This is a genomic window from Micromonospora sp. WMMA1996 (assembly GCF_002573675.1).
Taxonomy (GTDB): domain Bacteria; phylum Actinomycetota; class Actinomycetes; order Mycobacteriales; family Micromonosporaceae; genus Micromonospora; species Micromonospora sediminicola.
In genome coordinates, this window is the sequence record NZ_PDHU01000001.1 from 992895 (window position 1) to 1016293 (window position 23399).

23 protein-coding genes and 1 pseudogene are annotated in these 23399 nt (G+C 72.3%); 6 read left to right on the forward strand and 18 right to left on the reverse strand.

From position 1 onward, the window contains the following. Positions 1-7: 7 nt before the first annotated feature. From topA to COO58_RS04890, 6 genes are all read right to left on the reverse strand, one after another. Positions 8-2800: a type I DNA topoisomerase gene (topA, locus tag COO58_RS04865; protein WP_098743990.1), complete on the reverse strand. Its 2793-nt coding sequence runs from the start codon at positions 2798-2800 to the stop codon at positions 8-10. Between the two features lie 313 nt (positions 2801-3113). Continuing rightward, positions 3114-3722 (reverse strand): hypothetical protein, encoded by a 609-nt coding sequence (locus COO58_RS04870; RefSeq protein WP_098743991.1) that lies wholly within the window; start codon positions 3720-3722, stop codon positions 3114-3116. After that, positions 3713-4252 (reverse strand): hypothetical protein, encoded by a 540-nt coding sequence (locus tag COO58_RS04875; RefSeq protein ID WP_098743993.1) that lies wholly within the window; start codon positions 4250-4252, stop codon positions 3713-3715. Before COO58_RS04875 ends, COO58_RS04870 begins: the two co-directional genes overlap by 10 nt. Before the next feature lie 114 nt (positions 4253-4366). Next, the gene (locus tag COO58_RS04880; RefSeq protein WP_091583561.1) at positions 4367-6715 is read right to left on the reverse strand and encodes a sodium-translocating pyrophosphatase; all 2349 of its coding nucleotides are present in this window, start codon (positions 6713-6715) and stop codon (positions 4367-4369) included. Positions 6716-7008: 293 nt separating this feature from the next. Beyond that, complete coding sequence (locus tag COO58_RS04885; RefSeq protein ID WP_091583564.1) at positions 7009-7446, reverse strand: ATP-binding protein; 438 nt, start codon at positions 7444-7446, stop codon at positions 7009-7011. Further along, positions 7446-7796, reverse strand: coding sequence for an STAS domain-containing protein (locus COO58_RS04890; RefSeq protein WP_091583567.1), 351 nt, complete (start codon positions 7794-7796; stop codon positions 7446-7448). The genes COO58_RS04885 and COO58_RS04890 overlap by 1 nt, the downstream gene beginning before the upstream one ends. Positions 7797-7931: 135 nt before the next feature. Between COO58_RS04890 and COO58_RS04895 the strand changes: the two are divergent. From COO58_RS04895 to COO58_RS04905, 3 genes and pseudogenes are all read left to right on the forward strand, one after another. Then, a pseudogene (locus tag COO58_RS04895) lies at positions 7932-10244 on the forward strand (DEAD/DEAH box helicase); the annotation flags it as partial. A 530-nt stretch (positions 10245-10774) separates the two neighbouring features. Then, positions 10775-10978 (forward strand): hypothetical protein, encoded by a 204-nt coding sequence (locus COO58_RS04900; RefSeq protein ID WP_091583570.1) that lies wholly within the window; start codon positions 10775-10777, stop codon positions 10976-10978. A gap of 261 nt (positions 10979-11239) precedes the next feature. Continuing rightward, a complete protein-coding gene (locus COO58_RS04905) occupies positions 11240-11818 on the forward strand; it encodes a hypothetical protein (RefSeq protein ID WP_091583573.1) in 579 nt (192 codons plus the stop codon). Positions 11819-11874: 56 nt separating this feature from the next. On the opposite strand, the gene COO58_RS04910 is transcribed toward COO58_RS04905, so the two are convergent. The 7 genes from COO58_RS04910 to ssd all read right to left on the reverse strand — a co-directional run bounded on the left by COO58_RS04910 (position 11875) and on the right by ssd (position 16794). Beyond that, positions 11875-12267 (reverse strand): Rv3654c family TadE-like protein, encoded by a 393-nt coding sequence (locus COO58_RS04910; RefSeq protein ID WP_098743994.1) that lies wholly within the window; start codon positions 12265-12267, stop codon positions 11875-11877. Next, the gene (locus tag COO58_RS04915) at positions 12264-12644 is read right to left on the reverse strand and encodes a TadE family type IV pilus minor pilin (protein ID WP_091583579.1); all 381 of its coding nucleotides are present in this window, start codon (positions 12642-12644) and stop codon (positions 12264-12266) included. Before COO58_RS04915 ends, COO58_RS04910 begins: the two co-directional genes overlap by 4 nt. Positions 12645-12718: 74 nt before the next feature. Beyond that, positions 12719-12886: a DUF4244 domain-containing protein gene (locus COO58_RS04920; RefSeq protein WP_076470820.1), complete on the reverse strand. Its 168-nt coding sequence runs from the start codon at positions 12884-12886 to the stop codon at positions 12719-12721. A 23-nt stretch (positions 12887-12909) separates the two neighbouring features. After that, the gene (locus COO58_RS04925) at positions 12910-13638 is read right to left on the reverse strand and encodes a type II secretion system F family protein (protein ID WP_098743996.1); all 729 of its coding nucleotides are present in this window, start codon (positions 13636-13638) and stop codon (positions 12910-12912) included. Beyond that, a complete protein-coding gene (locus tag COO58_RS04930) occupies positions 13638-14486 on the reverse strand; it encodes a type II secretion system F family protein (RefSeq protein ID WP_255292523.1) in 849 nt (282 codons plus the stop codon). The genes COO58_RS04925 and COO58_RS04930 overlap by 1 nt, the downstream gene beginning before the upstream one ends. Further along, positions 14483-15694 (reverse strand): TadA family conjugal transfer-associated ATPase, encoded by a 1212-nt coding sequence (locus COO58_RS04935; RefSeq protein ID WP_091583585.1) that lies wholly within the window; start codon positions 15692-15694, stop codon positions 14483-14485. The genes COO58_RS04930 and COO58_RS04935 overlap by 4 nt, the downstream gene beginning before the upstream one ends. Then, on the reverse strand, positions 15691-16794 hold the full coding sequence (ssd, locus tag COO58_RS04940) for a septum site-determining protein Ssd (RefSeq protein ID WP_098746109.1): 1104 nt from the start codon (positions 16792-16794) through the stop codon (positions 15691-15693). Before ssd ends, COO58_RS04935 begins: the two co-directional genes overlap by 4 nt. 320 nt (positions 16795-17114) lie before the next feature. Here ssd and COO58_RS04945 point away from each other — a divergent pair, with 320 nt between their 5' ends. Continuing rightward, positions 17115-17810 (forward strand): hypothetical protein, encoded by a 696-nt coding sequence (locus tag COO58_RS04945; RefSeq protein WP_091583588.1) that lies wholly within the window; start codon positions 17115-17117, stop codon positions 17808-17810. Positions 17811-17866: 56 nt separating this feature from the next. Here COO58_RS04945 and COO58_RS04950 read toward each other — a convergent pair whose 3' ends face one another. Next, positions 17867-18223, reverse strand: a complete 357-nt coding sequence (locus tag COO58_RS04950) for a DoxX family protein (protein ID WP_091583591.1) — start codon at positions 18221-18223, stop codon at positions 17867-17869. 226 nt (positions 18224-18449) lie between these two features. Here COO58_RS04950 and COO58_RS29875 point away from each other — a divergent pair, with 226 nt between their 5' ends. After that, positions 18450-18776, forward strand: a complete 327-nt coding sequence (locus COO58_RS29875; RefSeq protein WP_141561857.1) for a hypothetical protein — start codon at positions 18450-18452, stop codon at positions 18774-18776. 365 nt (positions 18777-19141) lie between these two features. Here COO58_RS29875 and COO58_RS30100 read toward each other — a convergent pair whose 3' ends face one another. Beyond that, the gene (locus tag COO58_RS30100) at positions 19142-19312 is read right to left on the reverse strand and encodes a hypothetical protein (RefSeq protein WP_176558740.1); all 171 of its coding nucleotides are present in this window, start codon (positions 19310-19312) and stop codon (positions 19142-19144) included. Positions 19313-19458: 146 nt separating this feature from the next. Between COO58_RS30100 and COO58_RS04955 the strand changes: the two genes are divergently transcribed. Then, complete coding sequence (locus tag COO58_RS04955; RefSeq protein ID WP_176558741.1) at positions 19459-20385, forward strand: helix-turn-helix domain-containing protein; 927 nt, start codon at positions 19459-19461, stop codon at positions 20383-20385. 24 nt (positions 20386-20409) lie between these two features. On the opposite strand, the gene COO58_RS29880 is transcribed toward COO58_RS04955, so the two are convergent. The 3 genes from COO58_RS29880 to COO58_RS04965 form a co-directional block, all read right to left on the reverse strand. Next, positions 20410-20994, reverse strand: a complete 585-nt coding sequence (locus COO58_RS29880) for a hypothetical protein (RefSeq protein WP_141561858.1) — start codon at positions 20992-20994, stop codon at positions 20410-20412. Positions 20995-21575: 581 nt separating this feature from the next. After that, entirely contained in the window at positions 21576-22091 is a 516-nt protein-coding gene (locus COO58_RS04960) for an NUDIX hydrolase (RefSeq protein WP_098746112.1), read from the reverse strand. A 43-nt stretch (positions 22092-22134) separates the two neighbouring features. Next, positions 22135-23346, reverse strand: a complete 1212-nt coding sequence (locus COO58_RS04965; RefSeq protein WP_141561859.1) for a hypothetical protein — start codon at positions 23344-23346, stop codon at positions 22135-22137. Positions 23347-23399: the final 53 nt, after the last annotated feature.

The window sequence follows — 23399 nt, forward strand, 5'->3', positions numbered from 1 at the left end:
GGACGGGTCATTCCTTCGGGGTGGAGGTCGCCTTCTTGGGGGCGGCCTTTTTCGCTGGGGTTTTCTTGGCGGCTGTGGTCTTCTTGGCCGCTGTGGTCTTCTTGGCGGGGGCGGCCTTCTTCGCCGCCTTCTTCTTCGGGGCCGGACCCTTCGCCCGCTTCTCGGCGAGCATCTCCGACGCCTGCTCCAGCGTCAGCTCCTCCGGCGTCTGCCCGCGCCGCAACGACGCGTTGAACTCGCCGTCGGTCACGTACGGCCCGAAGCGCCCGTCCTTGATCACCAGCGGCTTCTCGGTCAGCGGGTCGGCACCCATCTCCCGCAGCGGCGGCGCGGCGGCGCGACGACCACGCGTCTTCGGGGCGGCGAGCAGGGCCAGCGCCTCGTCGAGGGTGACCGTGAACATCTTGTCCTCGGACTCCAGCGAACGGAACTCCTCGCCCCGCTTCACGTACGGGCCGTAGCGACCGTTGTTGGCGAAGACCTCCACGCCGTCCGGGGCCACGCCGACCAGCCGGGGCAGGCTGAGCAGCTGCAACGCCTGGTCGAGGGTGAGGCTGTCCGGCGACTGCGAGCGCAGCAGCGACGACTTGCGCTCGCCGCTGGCCACGTACGGGCCGAACCGGCCGGACTTGAGCAGGATCGGCTCGCCGGTCGACGGGTCGTCGCCGAGCTTGCGCTCGCCGCCGCCGCCGAGGAACAGCTCGTGCACCTTCTCCGGGGTCAGCTCGTCGGGCGCCAGGCCCTCCGGGATCGGCGCCCGGTCACCCTGCGAGCCGCCCTCCTCGCCCTCGCCCGAGGGTGCCGGCGTCGAAACCTGCTGTTCGCCGGGGAGCGCGCGCTGGAGGTACGGCCCGTACCGACCGACCCGGACGACGACCTCGCGGCCCTCGTCGTCGGTGAACAGCGGGATGGAGTTGACGCTGCGCGCGTCGATCTCGCTGAGGTTCTCGGTGACCAGCTTCTTCAGCCCGCCGGCGTGCGCGATGGCCTGGTCGCCGGTGCCGTTGGCGCTGCCGAAGTAGAAGGAGGTGAGGAAGTCGACGGCGGCGTGGTCGCCGCCGGCGATCTCGTCCAGCTCGTTCTCCATGCTGGCGGTGAAGTCGTAGTCGATCAGACGCGGGTAGTGCCGCTCCATCAGCCCGATCACCGCGAACGCCAGGAACGACGGGATCATGGCCTGACCGCGCTTGACCACGTATCCGCGGTCCTGGATGGTCTGCATGATCGACGCGTACGTGGACGGGCGGCCGATGCCCAGCTCCTCCAGCGCCTTCACCAGCGACGCCTCGGTGTAACGCGAGGGCGGCTGGGTGTGGTGGCCCTGCGCGGCCAGCTCGTCGGCGGTCAGCGGCTGGTCCTTGACCAGCGTGGGCAGCCGCCGCTCGGCGTCCTCCGCCTCGGCGTTCTCGTCGTCGCTCGACTCGACGTACGCGCGCAGGAAGCCCGGGTCGGTGATGGTCTTGCCGGTGGCGCCGAAGTCGGCCTCCTCCTGGGCGGAGGAGACGGCCCGGATCCGCACCGAGACGCTGGAGCCGACCGCGTCGGTCATCTGCGAGGCGATGGTGCGCCGCCAGATCAGCTCGTAGAGCTTGAACTCCTCGGCGGACAGCTCCTTGGCCACGTCGCCCGGGGTGCGGAAGTTGTCCCCCGCCGGGCGGATCGCCTCGTGCGCCTCCTGGGCGTTCTTCACCTTGCCGGTGTACCGGCGCGGCTCCGGCGGCACGCTGCGCTCGCCGTACAGCTCGACGATCTGCCGGCGGGCCGCCGTGATGGCGGTCTCCGACAGGTTCACCGAGTCGGTACGCATGTAGGTGATGTAGCCGTTCTCGTACAGCCGCTGCGCGGTGCGCATCGTCTGCTGCGACGAGAACCGCAGCTTGCGGGCCGCCTCCTGCTGGAGCGTGGAGGTGATGAACGGCGCGTACGGGCGGCGACGGTAGGGCTTCTCCTCGACCCGGGTGACCGTGAACGGCCGGTCCGCGAGGCGGGCGGCCAGCCCCCGGGCCCCGCTCTCGTCGAGGTGCACGACGCCCGCGCCGGCGCGGACGCGGCCCGTGGTCGGCTCGAAGTCCTTGCCGGTGGCGATCCGGTCGCCGTTCAGCGCGACCAGGGTGGCGTTGAAGGTACGCGGCCCCTCGCCCGGCTTCGCCACCGCCAGGGTGGCCAGGATGTCCCAGTATTCGGCGGTGCGGAACGCCATCCGCTGGCGCTCCCGTTCGACCACGATCCGGGTCGCCACGGACTGCACCCGGCCCGCCGAGAGCTTCGGCATGACCTTCTTCCACAACACGGGGGAGACCTCGTAGCCGTAGAGCCGGTCCAGGATCCGCCGCGCCTCCTGGGCGTCCACCAGGTCGCGGTCGATCTCCCGGGGGTTCGCCACCGCGGCCTGGATCGCCGGCTTGGTGATCTCGTGGAAGACCATCCGCTTGACCGGCACCTTGGGCTTGAGGGTCTCCACCAGGTGCCAGGCGATCGCCTCGCCCTCGCGGTCCTCATCCGTGGCCAGGAAGATCTCGTCGACCTCCTTGGCCAGCTTCACCAGCTTGCTGATCTGCTGCTTGCGGTCGGCGGAGACCACGTAGAGCGCGTGGAAGCCGTTGTCGACGTCGACGCCGAGCCGGGCCCAGGGCTCACCCTTGTACTTGGCCGGCACGTCGGCGGCGTTGCGGGGCAGGTCCCGGACGTGGCCGAAGCTGGCCTCCACGACGTACCCCGGGCCGAGGTAGCCCGAGATCGTCTTGGCCTTCGCCGGTGACTCGACGATGACCAGACGGGTGGTTCCAGCGTTGCTCGGCACGTCTCTCCCCGACCTCACTCCTACGCCATGCCCGCTTCGGGCCGTGTTTCGCCCCTCCGGACCGCCGGCGGTCCGGATGTCCAACGTAACGCGCCGTCCGCGTCCCGGGTTTCGTGGGCGGCAAACGGGCCGCCTCCCCCGGCGCCCCGGCCGCACCCTGCCGGACGGCGCCACCGTACACCGTGGGTAGGGCGCCGGGCGGGTCACTGTGACGATCGCGCACCCCCGGCGGAGGGGGCACCGGTCGTTTTCCGGCCCAAACCACCGCCGGGCGTGTCCGGGATCGGACAGCCGGTGGGGTTGCGCCGGTGGATCAGGCGTGCGGGCCCGGCCACTCGGCCGCCGGCGCGGCCGGCGGACGCTCCCCGACCAGCTCCGCGAGCCGGTTCACCCGCCGTCCCCCGATCCGGTACGCGGGCCCGCCCTCGCCCGGTTCGACGAACGCGGCCGGCAGCCCGACCGCCGCCAGCGCCGCCCGCACCGGCGGCCAGCAGGGCTCGTCGTCCGGGCCGAGCCGGAGCCGGAACCCGGCCGGTTCGGCCGTCCCGGCCGCCGCCGCCCAGAGCCGCAGCCGCCGCCCGTCCAGGTGGAACCGGGCCGGCGGCCGCTTCGCCGCACCGCGCAGCCAGGCCCGCGCGAGCGGCGCCAGCGTGGTCGAGTACGCGGTGCGCACCCGGTGCCGGCCGTCCCCGGTCGGCTCCCAGCTCGCCGGCACGCCCCGCGCGCCCAGCTCGGCCACCAGCACGTGCACCCGCCAGGCGGCGTCCACCACCACGGAGATCCGGGCGGTGCCGCCCATCCGCACCACCTCGCCCGGCCCGGCGAGCAGGCCGGCGAGATCCGCCAGCGCGGGGTCGGCCGCCTCGGTGGAGAAGAGCGAGGGCTGGCGGGCCGGGTTCGGGGTGGGAGGGGTCAGCGACACTCCGGGACCTCGTCGAAGGCCTCTTTCAGTTCGGGCGAGTTGAGCTTGCTGGTGTCCAGCGCGCTCGCGTCGTACTCCTTGTTCAGCGTGTCCACGGCGGCGCGCACGCCGTCGTAGAACGGACCGGCCTGGGCGGTGTCGAGCCCGTCGATGGTGTCCCGGGCCCGCCCGTACGCGTCCCGCATCTTGCTCAGCGAGCCGCGGAACCCGGCCGACACCTCGTCGCCGTGCTCGACCTCCGGCACGCCCGCCTCCTCGACCTTGCGCCGGGCCGTCTCGCTGGCCTGTTCGGCGCCGGCGAACAGCCGGACCAGGTTCTCCCTGGCCTGCGCCGGCGTGGTCTGCGCGGTCATCTGCTGCTGGGTGCTGCTGGTGAGCTTGGAGATCTCCGCCCGCCAGGGGGTGAGCGCCTGGCAGACCGACGCCGCCCAGGCACGCGGGCTGGGACCACCGCACCCGGCGACGACGAGGACCAGCGTGGCCAGGACCACCGTGAGCTTTCCGGCGGTTGCCGCCCGGCGCGTACGCATGCGTTGCAGCGTACGACCTCCGGGAGGAACCGCCACCGGTCAGGTTTCGTGCACGGGACCACCGGACGACGAGGTTCCCGGCCGGCCGGGGCCGACCGGGAACCGTCGCGTCACTCAAGCGTTGACCGTCTCCGGGCGCTGGTCCGGGGTGCCCGCACCGCTGTCGGAGTTGTCCATGGCGACGCCCTTGCGCTTGCTGAACACCACCGCCGCGGCGATGATCAGCGCGGCCACCACGGCGATCGTGATGCGCAGCGCGGGGTTCTTGTCCTCGCCCACGCTCCAGGCCACCACGGCCGGGGCGATCAGCAGCGAGACCAGGTTCATCACCTTGATCAGCGGGTTGATCGCCGGGCCGGCGGTGTCCTTGAACGGGTCGCCGACGGTGTCGCCGATGACCGTGGCGGCGTGCGCCTCGGAGCCCTTGCCGCCGTACGCGCCGTCCTCGACCAGCTTCTTGCCGTTGTCCCAGGCGCCACCGGAGTTGGCCAGGAACACCGCCATCAGCGTGCCCGCGCCGATCGCGCCGGCCAGGTAGGAGGCCAGCGCGCCCGGGCCGAGGCCGAAGCCGACCGCGATCGGGGCCAGGATGGCCAGCAGGCCGGGGGTCATCAGCTCGCGCTGCGCGTCCCGGGTGCAGATGTCCACGACCTTGCCGTACTCGGGCCGCTGGGTGCGGTCCATGATGCCGGGCAGCTCGCGGAACTGCCGCCGTACCTCCATCACCACGGCGCCGGCCGAGCGGGACACCGCGTTGATGGCCAGGCCGGAGAAGAGGAAGACCACCGCGGCGCCGATGATGAGACCGACCAGGTTGCGCGGGTTGGCCACGTTCAGCGCGTTGAGGATCTCGGTGCCGACGTCGCCCACACCCGCGTCCGCGTACGAGGTCCGCAGGGTGTCGGTGTAGGAGCCGAACAGCGCGGTCGCGGCCAGCACCGCGGTGGCGATCGCGATGCCCTTGGTGATCGCCTTGGTGGTGTTGCCGACCGCGTCCAGCTCGGTCAGCGTCCGCGCGCCGTGCTCGTCGATGTCGCCGGACATCTCGGCCACGCCCTGCGCGTTGTCGGAGATCGGGCCGAACGTGTCCATGGCCACGATGACGCCGACGGTGGTGAGCAGGCCGGTGCCGGCCAGCGCGACCGCGAACAGCGAGAGCGTGATGGAGCTGCCGCCGAGCAGGAACGCGCCGAACACGCCGGCGCCGATGAGCAGCGCGGAGTAGACCGCCGACTCCAGGCCGATGCTGATGCCGGCGAGGATGACGGTGGCCGCGCCGGTCTGCGAGCTCTTGCCGATGTCCTGCACCGGGCGCCGGTTGGTCTCGGTGAAGTAGCCGGTCAGCGCCTGGATCGCGGCGGCCAGCACGATGCCGATCACGACCGCGCCGATGGCCACCAGCCGCGGGTTGCGGTCGACGTCGGTCAGCCCGCCCTCCAGCTCGCCGAACGTCGCCGGCAGGTACGCGAACGCGGCGATCGCCACCAGCACCGCGGAGATCACCGCGGAGAGGTAGAAGGCCCGGTTGATCGCGGTCAGGCCGTTGCGGTCGCTGGTGCGCAGCCGGGTGATGAAGACGCCGACGATCGCGACCAGCACGCCGATGGTGGAGATGATCAGCGGGAAGACCAGGCCGTCCTCGCCGAACGCGGCGCGGCCCAGGATCAGCGCGGCGACCAGCGTGACCGCGTACGACTCGAACAGGTCGGCGGCCATGCCGGCGCAGTCGCCGACGTTGTCGCCCACGTTGTCGGCGATGGTGGCGGCGTTGCGCGGGTCGTCCTCCGGGATGCCCTGCTCGACCTTGCCGACCAGGTCGGCGCCGACGTCGGCGGCCTTGGTGAAGATGCCGCCGCCGACCCGCATGAACATGGCCAGCAGCGCGGCGCCGAAGCCGAAGCCCTCCAGCACGGTGGGGGCGTCACCCCGGAACAGGATGACGACCAGCGCCGCGCCGAACAGGCCGAGGCCGACGGTGAGGAAGCCGACCACGCCGCCGGTGCGGAACGCGATCTTCATGGCGCCCTCGCGCCCGCCTTCGCGCTCCCGGGCGGCCGCGGCGACCCGCAGGTTGGCCCGGGTGGCCAGCCACATGCCGGCGCCGCCGATGAACGCGCTGAACAGCGCACCCACCACGAAGAACGCCGACCGGCCGATCTTCACCAGGGTCTCGTTGCCGTCGGTGTCGTGCACCGGCAGCAGGAAGAGCAGCACGACGGCGATCACCACGAAGATCGCCAGGGTGCGGAACTGCCGCAGCAGGTACGCGGACGCGCCCTCCTGCACCGCCCCGGAGATCTCCTGCATGTTGGTGGTTCCCGTACCGGCCGCCAGGACCGCCCTGGTGAGGGCGGCCGCGAAGACGAGCGCCACCAGCGCGATGACCGCGGCGATGACGACGTACGTCACGTTGGCTCCGGTAAGGGACAGGGCGCCGCCGTCGGCGGCCAAGGTCCCGGACATCTATGTCCTCCTGTACCGAACACTCGCGCCGGCTCGTGGAGACGCACGGGCCGACGCCTGGATGCGAACTCGCCAGCGCGCGCCATCCACCCGTTTCCGCTGGCTGCGGGCAGCGATCACTTGCTGACAACCCGGGTACTGTAGCCCTCCGGCGTGGTGAGGGTCACACCGAGGGGGCACCGTGTCTCGATGATCTTCGTAACTGTGTTATACGAGGAAATCTGATATATAGGGCGGTCGACACGACGAGGCCGCGCTCCCCGTCGGGGAACGCGGCCTGCGAGTGGAACGGGTCAGGCGCGGCCGGCCGGCCAGGACATCCGGACCTCGGTGCCGACACCGTCGTCGACCGGGCGGACCTGGAGGTCCTCCACGAAACCGGCGAGCAGGGCGAAGCCCACCCCGGTGGTGAGCGCGTCCTCGCTGAGCGACTCCTTCGCCAGCTCGTCCGGGCCGAGCGCGGCCAGCCCGAGGCCCGCCTCGATCGGGGCCCGGTCCACCACCCGCACCGAGTAGCCGCCGCCGTCGGACATCTCCACGTAGACCGGCTCGGCCAGCCCGTACTGCCGGTGCAGCGCCACCGCCCGGGTGCACGCCTCACCGATGGCCAGGCGCACCTCGTCGAGCAGGTCCTCGCGCACGCCGGCCCGCCGGGCCACCGCGACGCCGACCAGACGGGCGGTGCGCACGTGCACCGGGGCCGGGGAGAAGGACAGCTTGACGGTCGCCATCACGCGCCGGTGGTGTCGGCGGCGATGGCCGCGTCGACCGTCGGGTGCAACGGGAAGACCTGGTCCAGGGCGGTGATCCGGAAAATCTTGAGCAGCGGCTCCTTGTCGCAGACCAGGGCGAACGAGCCGCCGGCCGCGCGCAGCCGCTTCAACGCGCCGACCAGCACGCCGAGCCCGGTCGAGTCGAGGAAGTCGACCCGACCCAGGTCCACGACGACGCGGTGGGCCCCGCCGTCGATCAGCTCCAGGAGTCGTTCCCGCAGGCGGGGGGCGGTGTAGACATCCACCTCACCGCCGACCTCGAGCACCGTGTGCTCCCCCACGGTGCGGGTCGCCAGCGACAGCTCCATCGGCCCCTCCTCGGTAAACTCTCCTGGGCATCTAACCATCCCCGCCGTGCGACCTCTCGGGTCACCGGTCGAGGCCCTCCCCATACCCCCACCCTGCGGTTCCCAATTCCGAACACCAGTGCGAGAGTGCAGGACGTGACCGACGACAGGCCCGGCCCCCGGCGCGCGCCGGCCGAGCTGCTGCACCGGTTGCGGCTGCGGCACGCCACCGACCCGGTCACCCACGTCGAGCGGGTGCCGGCCCGCGCGGGCGAGCCGGTCGGGTGGCCCGGCTGGGCGCCCGAGGAGCTGCGGGCGGCGTTCGCGCGCCGCGGCGTCGCCGCCCCGTGGCGGCACCAGGCCGAGGCCGCCGAGCTGGCGTACGCGGGCCAGCACGTCGTGGTCGCCACCGGCACGGCGTCCGGCAAGTCCCTGGCCTACCAGTTGCCGGCGCTCGGCACCCTGCTCGCCGACCCGCGCGCCACCGTGCTCTACCTGGCCCCCACCAAGGCGCTCGCCGCCGACCAGCTGCGCGCCGTCGCCGGCCTGGAGCTGGAGGGGGTACGCCCCGCCACCTACGACGGGGACACGCCACGCGCCGAACGGGAGTGGATCCGCCGGCACTCCCGGTTCGTGCTGACCAACCCGGACATGCTGCACCACGGCATCCTGCCCGGGCACGCGCACTGGTCCGGCTTCCTGCGCCGCCTCGCGTACGTGGTGGTCGACGAGTGCCACACCTACCGGGGCGTCTTCGGCTCCCACGTCGCCCATGTGCTGCGGCGGCTGCGGCGGCAGTGCGCCCGCTTCGGGCGTACCCCCGTCTTTCTCCTGGCCTCGGCGACGTCGGGTGACCCGGCGACGGCGGCCGGGCGGCTCACCGGTCTGCCCGTCACCGCCGTCACCGAGGACACGTCGCCGCGCGGCGGGGTGACGTTCGCGCTCTGGGAACCGCCGCTGCTGCCGCCCACCGACCCGTCCGTCGACGCCGACCTCGTCCAGGTCCGCCGCTCCGCGTTGCGGGAAACCGCCGACCTGCTCGCCGACAGCGTCGTCGAGGGGGTACGCACACTCGCATTCGTCCGGTCCCGCCGGGGCGCCGAGGTGGTCGCCGCGAACGCCCGGCGGTCGCTCGACGAGGCGGTGCCCGGGCTGGGTGGCCGGGTGGCCGCCTACCGGGCCGGCTACCTGCGCGAGGAACGCCGCGAGCTGGAACGGGCGCTGCTGCACGGCGACCTGCTCGGCCTCGCCTCCACCAACGCGCTCGAACTCGGCGTCGACCTGGTCGGGCTGGACGCGGTGCTGATCTGCGGCTGGCCGGGCACCCGGGCGTCGCTCTGGCAGCAGGCCGGCCGGGCCGGGCGTTCCGGGGACGAGGCCCTGGCGGTGCTGGTGGCCCGGGACGACCCGCTGGACACCTACCTGGTGCACCACCCGGAGGCGTTGTTCGGGCGGCCGGTCGAGGCGACAGTGCTCGACCCGGCCAACCCGTACGTGCTCGCGCCGCAGCTCGCCTGCGCCGCGCACGAGGCCCCGCTCACCCCGGCCGACCTGGACCTGTTCGGCGAGGGCGCGAAGGAGGCGGTGGACTCGCTGGTCGAGGCGGGCGCGCTGCGGCAGCGGCCCACCGGCTGGTACTGGCGGCACCGCGAACGCCCCGAGGTCGACCTGCGCGGTGAGGGCGGCGCCCCGGTGTGCGTGGTGGAGGAGTCCACCGGCCGGCTGCTCGGCACCGTCGACGGCGGGTCCGCGCACTTCCTGCTGCACACCGGCGCCGTCTACCTGCACCAGGGCGTCTCCTACGTGGTCGACTCCCTCGACCTGGCCGACGGGTGCGCGCTCGTGCACGCCGAGGAGCCGGACTGGTCCACCCACGCCCGCGACGTCACCTCACTGTCCGTGGTCTCGGTCCGCTCGTACGTCGACGCCGGCCCGGTCGGGCTGTTCCTCGGCGAGGTGGACGTGACCAGCCAGGTGGTGTCCTACCAGCGGCGACGCATCACCACCGGCGAGGTCATCGACACCCGCCCGCTGGACCTGCCCGCGCGGGAGCTGCGCACCGTCGCGGTCTGGTTCACGCTCTCCCCCGGGTCGCTGGCGGCAGCCGGTGTGGAGGCGGCTGACGTACCGGGCGCGCTGCACGCCGCCGAGCACGCCGCGATCGGCCTGCTGCCACTGATGGCGACCTGCGACCGGTGGGACATCGGCGGCCTCTCCACGGCGCTGCACCCGGACACCGAGGCGCCGACCGTCTTCGTCTACGACGGACACCCGGGCGGGGCGGGGTTCGCCGAGCGGGCCTACGGGACGGCCGCCGCCTGGCTGCGCGCCACCCGGGACGCGATCGTCGAGTGCGGGTGCGAGACCGGCTGCCCGTCCTGCGTCCAGTCCCCGAAGTGCGGCAACGGCAACAACCCGCTGGCCAAGCCGGAGGCGGTCAAGGCCCTCGACGTGGTGCTCGCCAACCTCGCCACGGCCGGCGGGGACGGGCCCGGTGCCGGCGATGCGGCAGACGGCGAGGCGGCCGGCACGGCGACGGACGGCGGTGCGACCGGGGTTGCCACCGGCGGTGCGACCGGCGCTGCCGCCGGCACGGCAACGGACGGCGGTGCGACCGGGGCTGCCGCCGGCGGTGCGACCGGGGCTGCCGCCGGCGGTGCGGGTGAGCGGTCCGACGGTCCATGCCCAGGGCGGGCCGACTCGCTGCCTCGCCAGGGCGAACGGACGGTCCACCCCGCTCCCACCGGGCCCGGCTCGCCGGACTGACCGGTTCGCCTGACCTCCGGCCGCCATCTCGGGGAGATGGCGATATCGACAGGCCGCTGATCCCGCCGGATCCCCGTACCGGTGTCGATCATGAGGGACGGGGCTCGTCCGTGTCTGGTGGGTGGGACGCGTGCATGACCGCGGCGGTGTCGGGGCATTGATGCATGGGAGCGCTTCCATGCATCATTCCGGTAGCGCCGAGAAACCAGACCCGTCCCGCCGGAGGTGCCGCCGTGGCCGACACGATCGCCGAGACCGTCGAGCTGCTCTACACCATCGACCAGGAGAACCTCACCCCGGACCAGCAGATCGCGCTGGGCACGGCGCTGGCGAACCTGGCCCAGGCGGAGCGGCTGGAACAGATCAACGAACGCCTGCGCGGCATCCACCAGGTGCTGAACAGCTGGGCCATGAAAGCCACGGTCGACGGGCGCTGACCCGCGTCCGCCCGCTCGCCGAACCGGCGGCCCCGGCACGGTCGGCAGCGCCGACCCGCCGGAGCGCACAGCCCGGGACGACCGCGCGGACGGGCGCGTCGACGTACGGGCGGGCGCACGGACGCGTCGACGTACGGGCGGGCGGACGCGTCGACGTACGGGCGGGCGGACGCGTCGACGTGCGGGCGGGCGTGACGACGTGCGGGCGGGCGGTGGTCGCCGTGCTGTGCGAGACTCCGGCGACCCCTCGAAGGAGATCAGATGTCGCTCGACAACCTGCAGGCCCAGCACCGGTTCATCGTCCGTCAGCGGATCCGGATGATGGTCAACCAGTACGAGGTGCACGCTGTGGCACCGGACGGCTCCGAGGGTGGGCTGCTCGCGTTCGCGCAGCAGAAGCGGCTCGCCTTCAAGGAGCAGGTGACCATCTACACCGACGACACCAAGCAGTACCCCCTCCTCGGCTTCAAGGCCCGCCAGCGGCTCGACCTCGGCGCCACCTACGACGTGACCGATCACGCCGGCACCCCGATCGGCCTGTTCCGCAAGGACTTCGCCCAGTCGCTGCTGCGGTCCACCTGGCACGTCGAGCAGCCCGGCCTGCCGCCCGCGACCGGTCAGGAGCGCAGCCTGCCGGTGGCGCTGCTGCGCCGCTTCGTCGACTCGCTCTCCTGGCTGCCCTACCACTTCGACTTCGTGGCCGGCGGTCAGCCGGTGTTCTCGGTCGACAAGAAGTGGGGCCTGCGTGACCGGTACGTCGTCGACATCCAGCACCCGCAGATCGACCGTCGTCTGGTCATCGCCATGGCAATCGGCCTGGACGCGCTCCAGTCCCGCTGACCCCTCCACCGGCCGGCGGCGCGAGGCCGTCACCCGCGCCGCCGGCCGAGCTGGTCTCACCCCCCGTCGGCCTGGACCGGGCCCGCCCGCGACGTGGCGGTGGCGACGCGGGCCAGCCCCGGCAGCGGCGCCACCCGCACCTGGGCCGTGACGACAAGGTCGAGGCCGTCGACCCGGCACCCGGCCAGCCGACCGCCGTTGGCCGAGACCAGCGCGGCAGCCCGCGCACAGGCGGCGTCGACACCGTCGAGCACCCGGACGGCCCCCGCGAGTGCGCCGAAGTCGGCCGCGACGCGGGCCTGGTGGCGGGCGCACCGGGCGGCGCCGAGCCCGGCCCCGAACAGCCCGACGAGCACGAACACCAGGCCGATCGCGAGCAGGCACACCGTCGCGCCGCCCCGCTCGTCCGACGCCCGCCGGGACGCCGACGACCGCCTCCGCGATCTCACGGCACGGGCCCGGGAAGCCCGGGCTCCACGGCGGCCACCGCGACACCGGACACCGTCAACCCGGGCAGCCGCGCCCCGAACGTCCGCACCGGTACCCGGACGGACGCGGTCACCCGGTCGTCGGCCACGCTCACCGCCACCTCCGCACCGGCGGGGGCGTACCGGGCGCCGGCGGCCGACCCGGACCCGCCGCGCGCGGCGGCGAGCGCCGCCTCCCGGGCCGCGTCGAGACATGCCGCCCGGGTGGTGACCGCGTCGACCGCGGTGAGCCCGGCGAGGAGGAGGAGCATCAACGCCGGCAGGCCGGCCGCCAGCTCGGCGGTGAACGATCCGCGCTCGCGCGAGCGTCGTCGACCGGCCGGGCCGGGGCCCGGCACCGCGACGTCGCCCGACGGGGACGTCGGAGCAGCCGCACGCCGACCGCGCCGCCGGCCGGCCCACCGGCGTCCGGTCACTTCAGGGCCCGGTCGATGACGGCGGTCAACGCGGACTGCACGTTCCCCGAAGTGAGCACCTTCAACAGGATCCCGGCGAAGGCGACCGCGGCGAGCGTCCCCACGGCGTACTCCGCGGTGTTCATGCCGGCGTCGCCCCGCAGTCGGGCGAGGAGCTTGCGCATCTCGTACGTCCTTTCTCGATGGTTCAGAGCACGTCGCCGAGGACGGCGACGATCACCGGCACCAGACCGGCGAGAATGAAGGCGGGCAGGAAGCACAGCCCGAGCGGCAGCACGATGAGCACACCCGCGCGGCGGGCCGCCGCCTCGGCGGCGGTGGACCGCTCGGCCCGCAGGTCGTCGGCGAGGCGGGTGAGCGCGCCGGCCAGCGCGGCGCCGCTGTTCGAGGAGCGGATCGCCGCCTGGACCAGGCCCTCCGCGCCGACGACCGTGCGCAGGTGTGCCCAGGCCTCGGTCGCCGTACCGCCCAGGCCGATCGTGCGGCCCACCCGGCCCAGCCGGTCGGCGAGCGGCCCGCCGAGCGCCTCCGCCACCGCGAGCGCCGAACGGTCGACGGGTGCGCCGGCGCGAAGCGCGGCGGCCAGCAGGTCGGCGGCGAGCGGCAGGTCGGCGACCTCGCGCAGGCGCCGCTCCCGCGCCGCGCGCGGCTCGATCCGGTGCAGCAGGCGGTCGGCGGCGACGCCGGCCAGGGACCCGGCGGCCAGGCCCGCCACGCCGCCGACGACGACGGACATCGCCACCCCGGCCAGGATCGCGGCCCAGCGGACCCGGTCCGGCCACCAGGCCGGGCGGGCCCGCACCGGAGCGGGTGCGAGCCGGCGCAGCCGCCGGACCGGCCGGACGACCGGCCCGGCCACGACGAGGAACGACGCGGCGCCCACGAGACAGAGAGCGGCGACCGCCTGGCGGGCCATCAGGCCGCCCGCCCGGGCCCCGCACCGAGCCGCTCCGCCCAGAGGAGCCCACCGATCTGGAGCACGACCGCCGCCACGGCGCTGCCACCGCCCACCGGGGTGTGCAGGAGCACCGCCACCGGGTCGACGCCGATCGCGTAGCCGAGACCGATCCCGCCGAGCGGCAGCGCGGCGAGCAGCCACGCCGTCGCCCGGGCGCCGGCCGCCTGTGCCGCCGCCGACGCCAGGCCCCGGTCGGCCGCGCGGGCGTCGGCCTCGACGCGTTCGAGCAGGTCGGCCAGAGGCGCTCCGGTGCGGTCGGCCAGCCGCACGGCGGCCCGGGCGAGACGGGCGGTGCGCCCGGCACCGTCGTCGAGCACCCCGTCGACGGGCAGGCCGGCCCGCAGGTCGGCGGCGGCCGCGCCGAGCCGGTCGAGATCGCGGCGGTGCACGAGGCCGGCCGCCCGGCGGGTGCGCCGCCGCAACACCGCCCGGGCCGCGAGCGTGCCGTAGGCGGCCAGTACCAGTGCGGCCACCGGACCGCCGAGCAGCATCCCGGTCCCACCGCCGAGCAGCGCCGCCACCGGCAACGCGTGCCGGGCGGGGAGCGCCGGACCGAACGGCCACCGGACGGGTGTCGGACCGGGGCCGGATCCCGAAGCGTGCGGGTCGGTGGCCGGGCGGCGGCCACGCGCGCCAGCAGCCCGGGCGACCACCGGTGGGGTGCGGTTGCCGGCCGGCGGACATCTGGGGCCGGGCCGCAGGCCGAGGATCGCGCGTCGCCGGATCCGGCCGGTACGGGCCGGCCAGGCGACGGTCGCCGCGGCGCCGGCCAGGAGCACGACCACCAGCCAGAGCCCGCCGGTCACGACGGGCCCGCCGAGCCGGGCCACGCGACGCGGAGGACCGGCGGCACGGACACACCCCGCTCGCGCAACAGGTTGCCGAGGGACCGGGCGGCCAGACCGAGGCCCCGCCCCCGGATCCAGGCCGGTACGACGGTGACCACCCGGTCGGGCCCCTCGGGCAGGAGCAGGCCGATCGAGTCGAGCACCCGACCCTCGGCGGTCCGGCGTACCTGGAGGACGACCTGGAGGGCGGCCGCGACCTGGGCGTGCAACGCCACCCGGGGCAGCCCGCCGAGCATGCCCAGCGCCTCCAGCCGCGCCGGCACGTCCGCCGGGGCGTTGGCGTGCAGCGTTCCCGCCCCGCCGTCGTGGCCGGTGTTCAACGCGGCCAGCAGGTCGACCACCTCGGCGCCTCGGCACTCGCCGACCACCAGCCGGTCCGGTCGCATCCGGAGCGCCTGCCGGACCAGGTCGCCCAGCCCGACCGCCCCGACGCCCTCCACGTTGGTGGTGCGCGCCTGGAGGCCGATCACGTGCGGATGCACCGGCCGGAGCTCGGCGGCGTCCTCCACCAGCACGATCCGTTCGGTGCCGGGCACCAGCCCGAGCAGCGTGTTGAGCAGCGTGGTCTTGCCCGAGCCGGTGCCGCCGGTGACCAGGTAGGCCAGCCGGGCGGCGACCACGGCGTCGAGCAGCGGGGCGACCGGACGCGGCACGGTGCCCCGGGCGACCAGTTCGTCCAGGGTGAACGGTCGCTGACGGAAGGTCCGCAGCGAGAGGTAGGGACCGTCGGTCGCCACCGGCGGCAGCACCGCGTGCAGCCGGGTGCCGTCGGGCAGCCGCGCGTCGGCGAAGGGCGAGGCGTCGTCCAGCCGGCGACCGGCGGCCGAGGTCAGCCGCTGCGCCAGTCGGCGTACGTCGTCGACGGTGCCGAGCGGCACGGCCACCTGGTGCAGCCCTCGCCCGCGGTCGACCCAGACCCGGACGCCGTTCACCAGCACGTCGGTGACCTCCGGGTCGGCCAGCAGCGGCGCCAGCGGGCCGGCGCCGACGAGGTCGTCGTGCACCCGGTCGGCGATCCGCAGCAGGCTGGTGTCGCCGAGCACACCGGCGGACGGCTCGGCGCGTACGGCCGAGACGACCGCGGCGGCGGTGACCGGGGCGTCCTCGGCGACGAACCGGTGCCGGACACGGACCGCCAGCTCCGCCGGGCGGGCAGGCCCGGTCACGCCGCACCCGCCTCGGACCGGCCGGTCAGCTCGTCGACGAGCCGCTGGCACAGCGCGGCGAGCGGGCCCTTGCCGGTGGCGCCCGGCGCCTCGCCCCGTTCCAGCCCTCGGCAGAGACCGGGCTCGGGCCGCAGCGTGCCGGCCAGGGGCAGACCGAGTGCGCGGGACACCTCGGCCGCGCGTAGCCGGCCCGGCGCCGGACCGCGCACGATCACCGCCAGGTCGGCGCAGTGCGGGGTCGCCGCGGCGGCCACCCGGGCCGCGGCGGCGGTGGCCCGCAGCTCCGCCGGGACCACCAGGAACGCGCGGTCGGCGGCCTGGAGGGCGATCACGGCCGCGTCGTCCAGGTGCCGGGGCAGGTCGAGCACCACCATGTCGCGCCCGCGCCGGCCGGCGTCGACCGTGGCGGCCATCGCCTCGGCCGGCAGGTGCCGCAGATCGCCCCGATCCCACGAGAGCACCACCAGGTCGCCCCGGCTCGGTAGGGCGCGGACCAGTGACGGTGGGTCGACCCGACCGTCGGCGCCGGCCAGCTCGGGCCAACGCAGCCCGTCGAGCTGCTCCCACCCGAGCACCAGGTCGAGCCCGCCGCCCAACGGGTCGGCGTCGACCAGGAGGGTGCGCAGCCGAGCCCGGGCGGCGCTGACGGCCAGCCCGCCGGCGAGCACACTCGCCCCGGCACCGCCACGCCCGCCCAGCACCGCCACCACCCGTCCCGGAGCCGCCCCGGCCGGCCCGACCGCACACTCGGCGAGCCGGTCGACCAGCCACGGCTCCGCCGCGGGCAGGGTCGCCACGTGTTCGGCGCCGAGCAGCTCGGCCAGCTCCGTACCCGGGTCGAGCTGCCCCGCGCGACCGACCAGGACCGTGCGGGGGCGGCGCGGGAGGCGCGCCCGCAGGCAGGCCGCCGCCTGGTCGGCGCCGACCAGCACCAGCGGGGCCGGCGCCCACCGGGCCCGCGCGGCGGCCGGGTCGGCCGCCAGCTCGACCTCGGTGCCGCCGGCGGCCGCGAGCCGCAGCAGTTCGTCGAGCAGGTCACCGTCGGCCGTCACGAGCAGGGGCAGGCGACGGTACGGCGGGAGCGGGGTGCGGGGCGGCATGGCGGCCTCCATCGGTCGGACTCGGACGTGCCGTGCAGGAGCCTGCCCACCCGGACGGGCCGGCGCCTCCCGCCGGCGCTCCCCTGTGGATGACGAAAGTGGTTGTGGACAGACCGCGCCGAACGAGTGGATCTGTTAAGGACGGGCGCGCGACCCGACGGCGGCGATCGTCCGAAAGCGCTGGCCGGGCGGTCGGTCCACCCGGACCCACCGGACAGGGCGGGTGGCACCGCCAGCCATTGACGTCCGCCCTCGCCCGTCGCGCATAATCGGATCCCCCTGCCGCGACACGGACGGCACCGGCTCGTGGAATCGAGGCCATGACCGATCCACCGCACGGCACCGGAACCCCGCCCACCCGGCGTCACGCCCGGGCAGCGCGGCCGGCCGACAGGGATGCCTGGCTGCGGGACCTGTCGCCGGCCACGCGCGCCTCCGTGGCGGTCGGCATCGTGGTCGTGGTGCTGGCCGGGGCGCTCACCTTCTTCGCCATGCCCCGCCGCCCCGACCTGCCCCCGCCGATCGGCGGCGAGGCGATCCTGGCGTCCCCGGAGCACCCCACGTCGGCGGCCGAGCTGCCGACCGACTCGTACTCGCCGGCGCCGGTGTCGCTCTCCACCCGCGCCGCGCTGCCGACCCGGCCGCCGGCACCACCCCGCCGCACCACCCCGACCGGCCGCCCGCCGACGCCGAGGCCGTCGGTCACCAGCGCCCGGCCGCCCGCGCCCCGGCCCGGTGAACTCACCCCGCTCCCGGCGTCCCGCGAGTCCACCCTCCGCTCCAGCGGCGGCGGGCCGGAGACCTTCGTCGACTTCGTCAACGCCCGGACGGCGCCCGTCGTCGTGTACTGGCTCGACTACGACGGCCAACGCCGCCGGTACGCGGTGCTCCAGGCGGGGCAGACCCACCGGCAGCAGACGTACGTGGGGCATCCGTGGGTGGTGACCGACGAGCGCGGGCGGGCCCTGGTCTGCTTCGAACCCGCGCGGGAGACGCTGCGCGCCGTGGTCCGCTGACGACCGGCCGGGTCATCCGGTCGCGCTCCACCACCGTTGCCACCTGGCGCGGCGGATCACCACGGGCCGCGGTGACCGAGGCCCAGGGCCAGGGCAGCCACCGAGACGGCGAGGAACACGGCCGGTCCGACGAGTTGGCGGGAGCCCACCCGCAGGTGGGCGACGAACGCGCCGACGAAGTAGAGCACCAGGCCGACGGCGGCGAGCGTGCCCAGCAGCGGCACGGCGAACCCGGCCAGCAACCCCGACGAACCCGCCGCGAGCAGCGTGCCCAGCACCGGCGCCCACGAGTGGGGCAGGCGCTTCATGTCCAACTGGGCCTTCGGGTACGGGTGACCGACCAGGTAGGTCACGGCCGCGGACCCGGTGAGGACGGCGGCGACGACGGTGACCGTGACATACGCGGCGAACATGGGTGCCTCTCCCTGGTGTCGGCGGACCGTGCACCCACAGGTCGAGACAGCACGCCACGATGTGACAGACCCCGACCGGGATCACAGGGATCCACCACTGCGCGGCGTCGGAGGCCGGTCGTGGATCGTCGGTGACGTCTCACCTGACAGCCAGACCGGTGCGGCGGGTCGTGCGGTCGCCTTCTGGCGGTACCGGCTCGACCTGGCGGCTACGTAGGCTCCATCGATGCCGGACATCTCGCCTCGACTACGACGCCGCATCGACAGCGACTTCCCCCGCCACGCCGACGTGGTCGTGGCCAGGCTGCACAGCCTCGATCGGCTGATCACCGATTCTCGTCAGGATCCAGAACGGATGTTCGCAGCGGTGGTGCGCCTCGCCCACGGCCGACTCGACAAACTCGATCATGCTTCACGTCTGGCCCGAGACGATTGGCGTGATCTCCTGGTCGGCGCCGACTTCGGTGACGAGGACTGGCCCGCCCGCCTCGCTACCTGGCTCAACGCTCCGGCGTCGACCGATGACAGCGGCCATCGCACCGCTCGCTCGTAAGTTCTGGGCGCTTCGTCCGGGGGGCAGCCGCACCCAGGTGCCGTTCCCTGAGCGGGTGACCAGTTCGTCCGCCACTCGGCGGCGCAACGCGCAGCCCGGAAAGGGACGACCCCCGTCGGGGGGATGCGGCCATAGGCTGTCAGCCACAGTCGCGCGGTAGTGATCCACATCGACAAGCACGTACCCCCCACCGTCGACTCCGGTACGAAGTCGACCCGCACCGGGGCTCGCGCTGCTTCCTTGCTGCCTCGCGGCGTGCCGCTGAACGCGACCACGCACTGCATGAGCAGGGCTTCCGACGGGCTTACCGCAGACGCCGCTGTACCATGTGTTCGGTGCTGTTCGGTCCGTTCGGTCGACAGCAGCTAAGACGGAACACCCAGCGGCGCGGCAATAAAGAACAAGATGGTGATCAGGAACGTGGCCACGGCGGTTGCTACCAGCAGAGGCTCCGCCCACTCCTTGCGCCGGCGCACCATCAGGAGCACGAGCATGAAGACTACGACCAGCATGATCCAGCGCACGTCGACCAGCACAGCTGGGACACCTTTCATCGGAGGACAGGCCGAGTACGACGACGCTCACGACGCCGTACTGACTGTTCGGCGAACACACCGTACATCACCGAACACTCTCCCTGCAACGCCCTAGGTGCTTCATGAATAATAGTTATTTTTCGGATTTGCCCGTCTACTGGGACTCGCTCACCATCTCCGACCTCGCTTTCAATCTCGGCGTCGAAGAGGAGGTCGTTAAGGGCGAACTGACAGACATTGGCATCCCATTCAAGTCTTCAGTCACTCGCGTAGAGCCAGCGGTCGCCCGTCGAGTGCGAGCTTCCCTGCGCCAGAAAGGGGTGATTGCCGCCGCAGATCTCTCCGATTTACGTCGTCCCGGAAATCGCACATCAGATAGCGCTGATTCCGCAAGGATCGCGTTCGGTCAAGCGCTTCGAACTCTAAGGAAGAAAGAGGGGGTTTCGCTCCGTTCAGTTGCTCAGCAAGCCCGGTATAGCCCTTCTTCTATTAGTGCCGCAGAAACCGGGGCAAGCCTCCCCAAGTGGGATCTCGTGGAGCGCTTTGTGCGTTTGTGCAACGGAGACATAGAGCATTTCAGGAAGCTCTATCAGGAAGTCCTACTCGCGGAAGAGTCGAGAAGGAGACCTTCCGCATCGTCTTCAGGATTCGTCAGCATCCAGGTGCCAGCCCAGTATGAGGCACTGATTTCCATCTTCCAAGAATGCGTGCCCGCCAACGTGCTGGATGCCGTCGGCAGCATGTGGGGGGCCATGAGGGAATCGGAGTACAGGACATGCCTAGTCCTGACAAGGTGGGCTGTGGAAGTAGTCTGCGTCGATAAGGGAATCAACGGCGATTCTGCGCCCAGCGCTGGACTTGCATTCCTGAATGGCCGGAAATTAATTAATGACGACTTGATGCGGTGGGGGAAGTCAATCCTGCAGCTCACAAATAAAGTCGCCCACACCAACTACGCCACAACCTACAGCGACGCCGAAAGTGCAATCAGGTTCACTGTAGCGCTTTTGTCTCAGGTCTACCTTATCGGTGACCAAATTGAATCGTTCAAGAAATCCCGGGACAACTCCTAGATCCACTCTTCAACGCCTCGGAGGCTAGGACCTGACGTGACTTGGCACCTGGTTAGAGAGTCCCATCCTGTACGGGATCTCATCCATAGCCTCCAAGAGGAGATCATCGAGACGATCAAGCCAGAACGAATAGAGGCAATCCCCTTTTAGGCTCCCGGCCATCCGATCGACGGAATTCTCGGCCGGCAAGTACTCGAACACTCTATCGACCGTGGCAATCGATTCTCGATTCAGATATCCGCCGTAGGCCGCCAGGGAATGGTTCAACTGACGTCGCCAATTCCGCGCATAGTTAAGTGCGTCGCGGCGGAAGTCATGCCCGCGACAGCGCGCGCCGTCTGCGGCCTCACGCTCTGGATGTTCATGCGACTGATACAGGGCTTCCACTTCAGTCTTGACAGCTTCAAGACCGGCGGTTACCTGCATTACGGCCCACTGCCTCATCGAGAGTACGGCGCTTATCGACTGCTGTTCGATCATGGCATTAACCTGCAGTTGGGCCGCCTGCAAAGATGCCTTGACTTGAACCCTGACGCCTGCGGCAGTAAAAAGACCGCCAATAATAGCGCCGATCAGACCACTTGCCACGCCAGACCAGAATTCGGACACGGTGGCAGTGTGACACCGCCTTACCACCTCGCCCTGCCATCCCGTCTGCCGTCGACCCGCCCTTCCTGGGGAGCGGGCCGCCGCCCGGCCCGCCATGTCAAGACGGCCTTGACGCACGTTCGGACGCTGGCGGGTCGGGCGGTGGTCTGCTCGGCTTGCCCGGGTCGATGGCAGACGGGATGGCCTAGCGCAACCACCCACGGACCGCGACCCGCCGACGCAGCCCCGGCCATCCTGGAGCCGGAGCGCCCCCGCCGGAGGCGCGGTAACCGCAACGCCGCGACCGCCGCCAGTTCGCCGACGCGGCCGGCGTGCGCTCCCCTACGCCGCGCGGGCTCGTGGCCGCGCGGCCCGGCCGGCTGCCGGCCCACCACCGCCCCGGTCAACGCTCCTGTCGTTCTGCGGCGGCCCCTTGGGCTTCCCGCTTCCGCGCCAGCCGCCGGGCGTGTTGCGTGGCCGGAGTCGGAGCGCCAGCGGAGCGACGGACGCGCGCCCAGGCGGCGGCGCGTGCGGCCCGTTCAGGGCCGCCTTGAAGACGTACAGAAACTTTGAACGCATCGCCGGCGGCCGGCCGGCTAGGACTAGGAGCGGCCGAATTCGGTGTAGCGGGGCTGGCCCTCGGCTAGAGCGGAGAGGGCCGACTCGACTCGTCGTGCCATTGAGGGGCGCAGGTGAGGTATGGCCTCTTCGTAGGGGAGAAGCCGGAGGCCGGTTAGCTCATCGTCGGTAGGCCTGAGGGCCTCGGCCTGGTCGTCGTCGAGCTGTCCGCCGTCGAAGATGAACATCAGTCCGTCCGACCAGACGCCGTGTGCTGGGATCCAGTCGACCACCAGAAGCCTGCTGATCGGGAGGTCTAGTCCAATCTCTTCCCGGATCTCGCGGCGGCAAGCGGCCAAGGGTGACTCGTCGCCGTCGGCGATCCCTCCGGGTATGTCGAGGAAGGGCTTGTAGCCGGGGACAACGAACAGGATTCGTCCGGCTCGGTCGCGGATCAGCGCCCCGCCTGCCACCCGCTTCCGCGGTAGTCGCTGAGCGATGCCGGGATTGAATTCGCGTTCCGGTTCGCCCTCGGCGGCGAGGTCGTCGGCCAGCGTCACAGCATCACCGTACTGAACCGCGCCGACGAGCGTGATGGGTGCCTCAGCTTGCCAGGAGGACGTCAGCACGCTGTTTGAACTCCTCGACGGATGCGTGACGGGCATGGGGAACGAACTTCTGCCGGAGCTGCTTGAGCTGCTGGTGTGACCGGTGCGAGGTGAGACCGCTGGCTGATTCGATGGCTGTGGTGCCGAGGGCGGTGGCTTCCTCGATGTCGCCGTCGAGCAGCGCCACGCGCGCCAGCTGGGAAGCGGCGTACACCCGGCGCCGCGCCTGGTCCTTGCCGCTGTCCCAGACGGACTGCATGAGGGGGCGTGCCTGCTTCGGCCGGCCCAGGTCGATCCAGCAGGTACCGGTGTGACTGGCGAAGAGCACGTCGCCCCAATGCTTCGCCCAGTCGGGTCCTTCCTGAGGCACGATGCGGTGGAAGCTCTCCTCAGCTCTGCTCAGCGCAACCCTGCATCCGGCTTCGTCACCTTGGACGGCGTAGGCCCGCGCTTCAAAGATGGAGGCTTCCGCCACTACGACCGGGACGCCTGCGCGAAGACTTACGTCACGTGCGACCTGGGCGAGCCGGAGCGCCTGCGCCGATCGCCCCAGGTACAGCGCTTGATCGGCCATGCTCGTCAGAACGTACGAGGCGTAAGCCCGATCGCCGGCGGCTTCGGCGAAACGTAGTGCCTGCGTGAAATAGCGTTGCGCAAGCGAGTGGCGCGACGTGTCGTAGGCCATCCATCCAATCAGTTCGCACAGCACAGCCGTTGCGCTGAATACCTCACGCTCCAACTTCTCAGGCTTCGGTGCCCGAACTTGAGGCAGCACTCGATCTCGTAGGTATCGAACCGCCATCATCCGACAGTGCTCTCCACCGAATCTGCGATCGAGCCCGTCGAACATGCCTGTCATGGTCCGAATTTCTTCTACATCTTCAGGCGCAACCTGCTTGCCTTCGCTTGGCAAATCCATGACCGCACCGCCGAAGAGCCAATCTAAGCACGCCGCGTTCAGCGCATCCGGCGCGTATTTGCCGGCGACAACCGCCGTGTGCTTCATCTCGTCGAAGCGTGACAGATCGCCGAGCGTGGACGCGGACTGACCGAGCGAGGCGATGTAGGCGAGGCCGACGTCTGAGCGCGCCCGGTCGGTCCCTCCGCTCAGGCCGAGTTGGTCAGCGCCTTCTCCGTAGGCCTCGCACAACAAGGAACGGTATGGATCAGAGGCATCCCGTTCGCCGCTCTCCCACGCCGAGATCATCCGCAATAGACTCGTGCGCGTAGCGAGGGCGTGCCGGCCCTCCGCTCGACGCT

What these genes read in the sequence shown, in the direction of transcription:
- COO58_RS04875 (WP_098743993.1), bottom strand. Translation starts at nt 4,252, where the DNA reads ATGCGTACGCGCCGGGCGGCAACCGCCGGAAAGCTCACGGTGGTCCTG.
- COO58_RS04880 (WP_091583561.1), bottom strand. Translation starts at nt 6,715, where the DNA reads ATGTCCGGGACCTTGGCCGCCGACGGCGGCGCCCTGTCCCTTACCGGA.
- COO58_RS04885 (WP_091583564.1), bottom strand. Translation starts at nt 7,446, where the DNA reads ATGGCGACCGTCAAGCTGTCCTTCTCCCCGGCCCCGGTGCACGTGCGC.
- COO58_RS04890 (WP_091583567.1), bottom strand. Translation starts at nt 7,796, where the DNA reads ATGGAGCTGTCGCTGGCGACCCGCACCGTGGGGGAGCACACGGTGCTC.
- COO58_RS04905 (WP_091583573.1), top strand. Translation starts at nt 11,240, where the DNA reads ATGTCGCTCGACAACCTGCAGGCCCAGCACCGGTTCATCGTCCGTCAG.
- COO58_RS04920 (WP_076470820.1), bottom strand. Translation starts at nt 12,886, where the DNA reads ATGCGCAAGCTCCTCGCCCGACTGCGGGGCGACGCCGGCATGAACACC.
- COO58_RS04925 (WP_098743996.1), bottom strand. Translation starts at nt 13,638, where the DNA reads ATGGCCCGCCAGGCGGTCGCCGCTCTCTGTCTCGTGGGCGCCGCGTCG.
- ssd (WP_098746109.1), bottom strand. Translation starts at nt 16,794, where the DNA reads ATGCCGCCCCGCACCCCGCTCCCGCCGTACCGTCGCCTGCCCCTGCTC.
- COO58_RS04945 (WP_091583588.1), top strand. Translation starts at nt 17,115, where the DNA reads ATGACCGATCCACCGCACGGCACCGGAACCCCGCCCACCCGGCGTCAC.
- COO58_RS04950 (WP_091583591.1), bottom strand. Translation starts at nt 18,223, where the DNA reads ATGTTCGCCGCGTATGTCACGGTCACCGTCGTCGCCGCCGTCCTCACC.
- COO58_RS29875 (WP_141561857.1), top strand. Translation starts at nt 18,450, where the DNA reads ATGCCGGACATCTCGCCTCGACTACGACGCCGCATCGACAGCGACTTC.
- COO58_RS04965 (WP_141561859.1), bottom strand. Translation starts at nt 23,346, where the DNA reads ATGATCTCGGCGTGGGAGAGCGGCGAACGGGATGCCTCTGATCCATAC.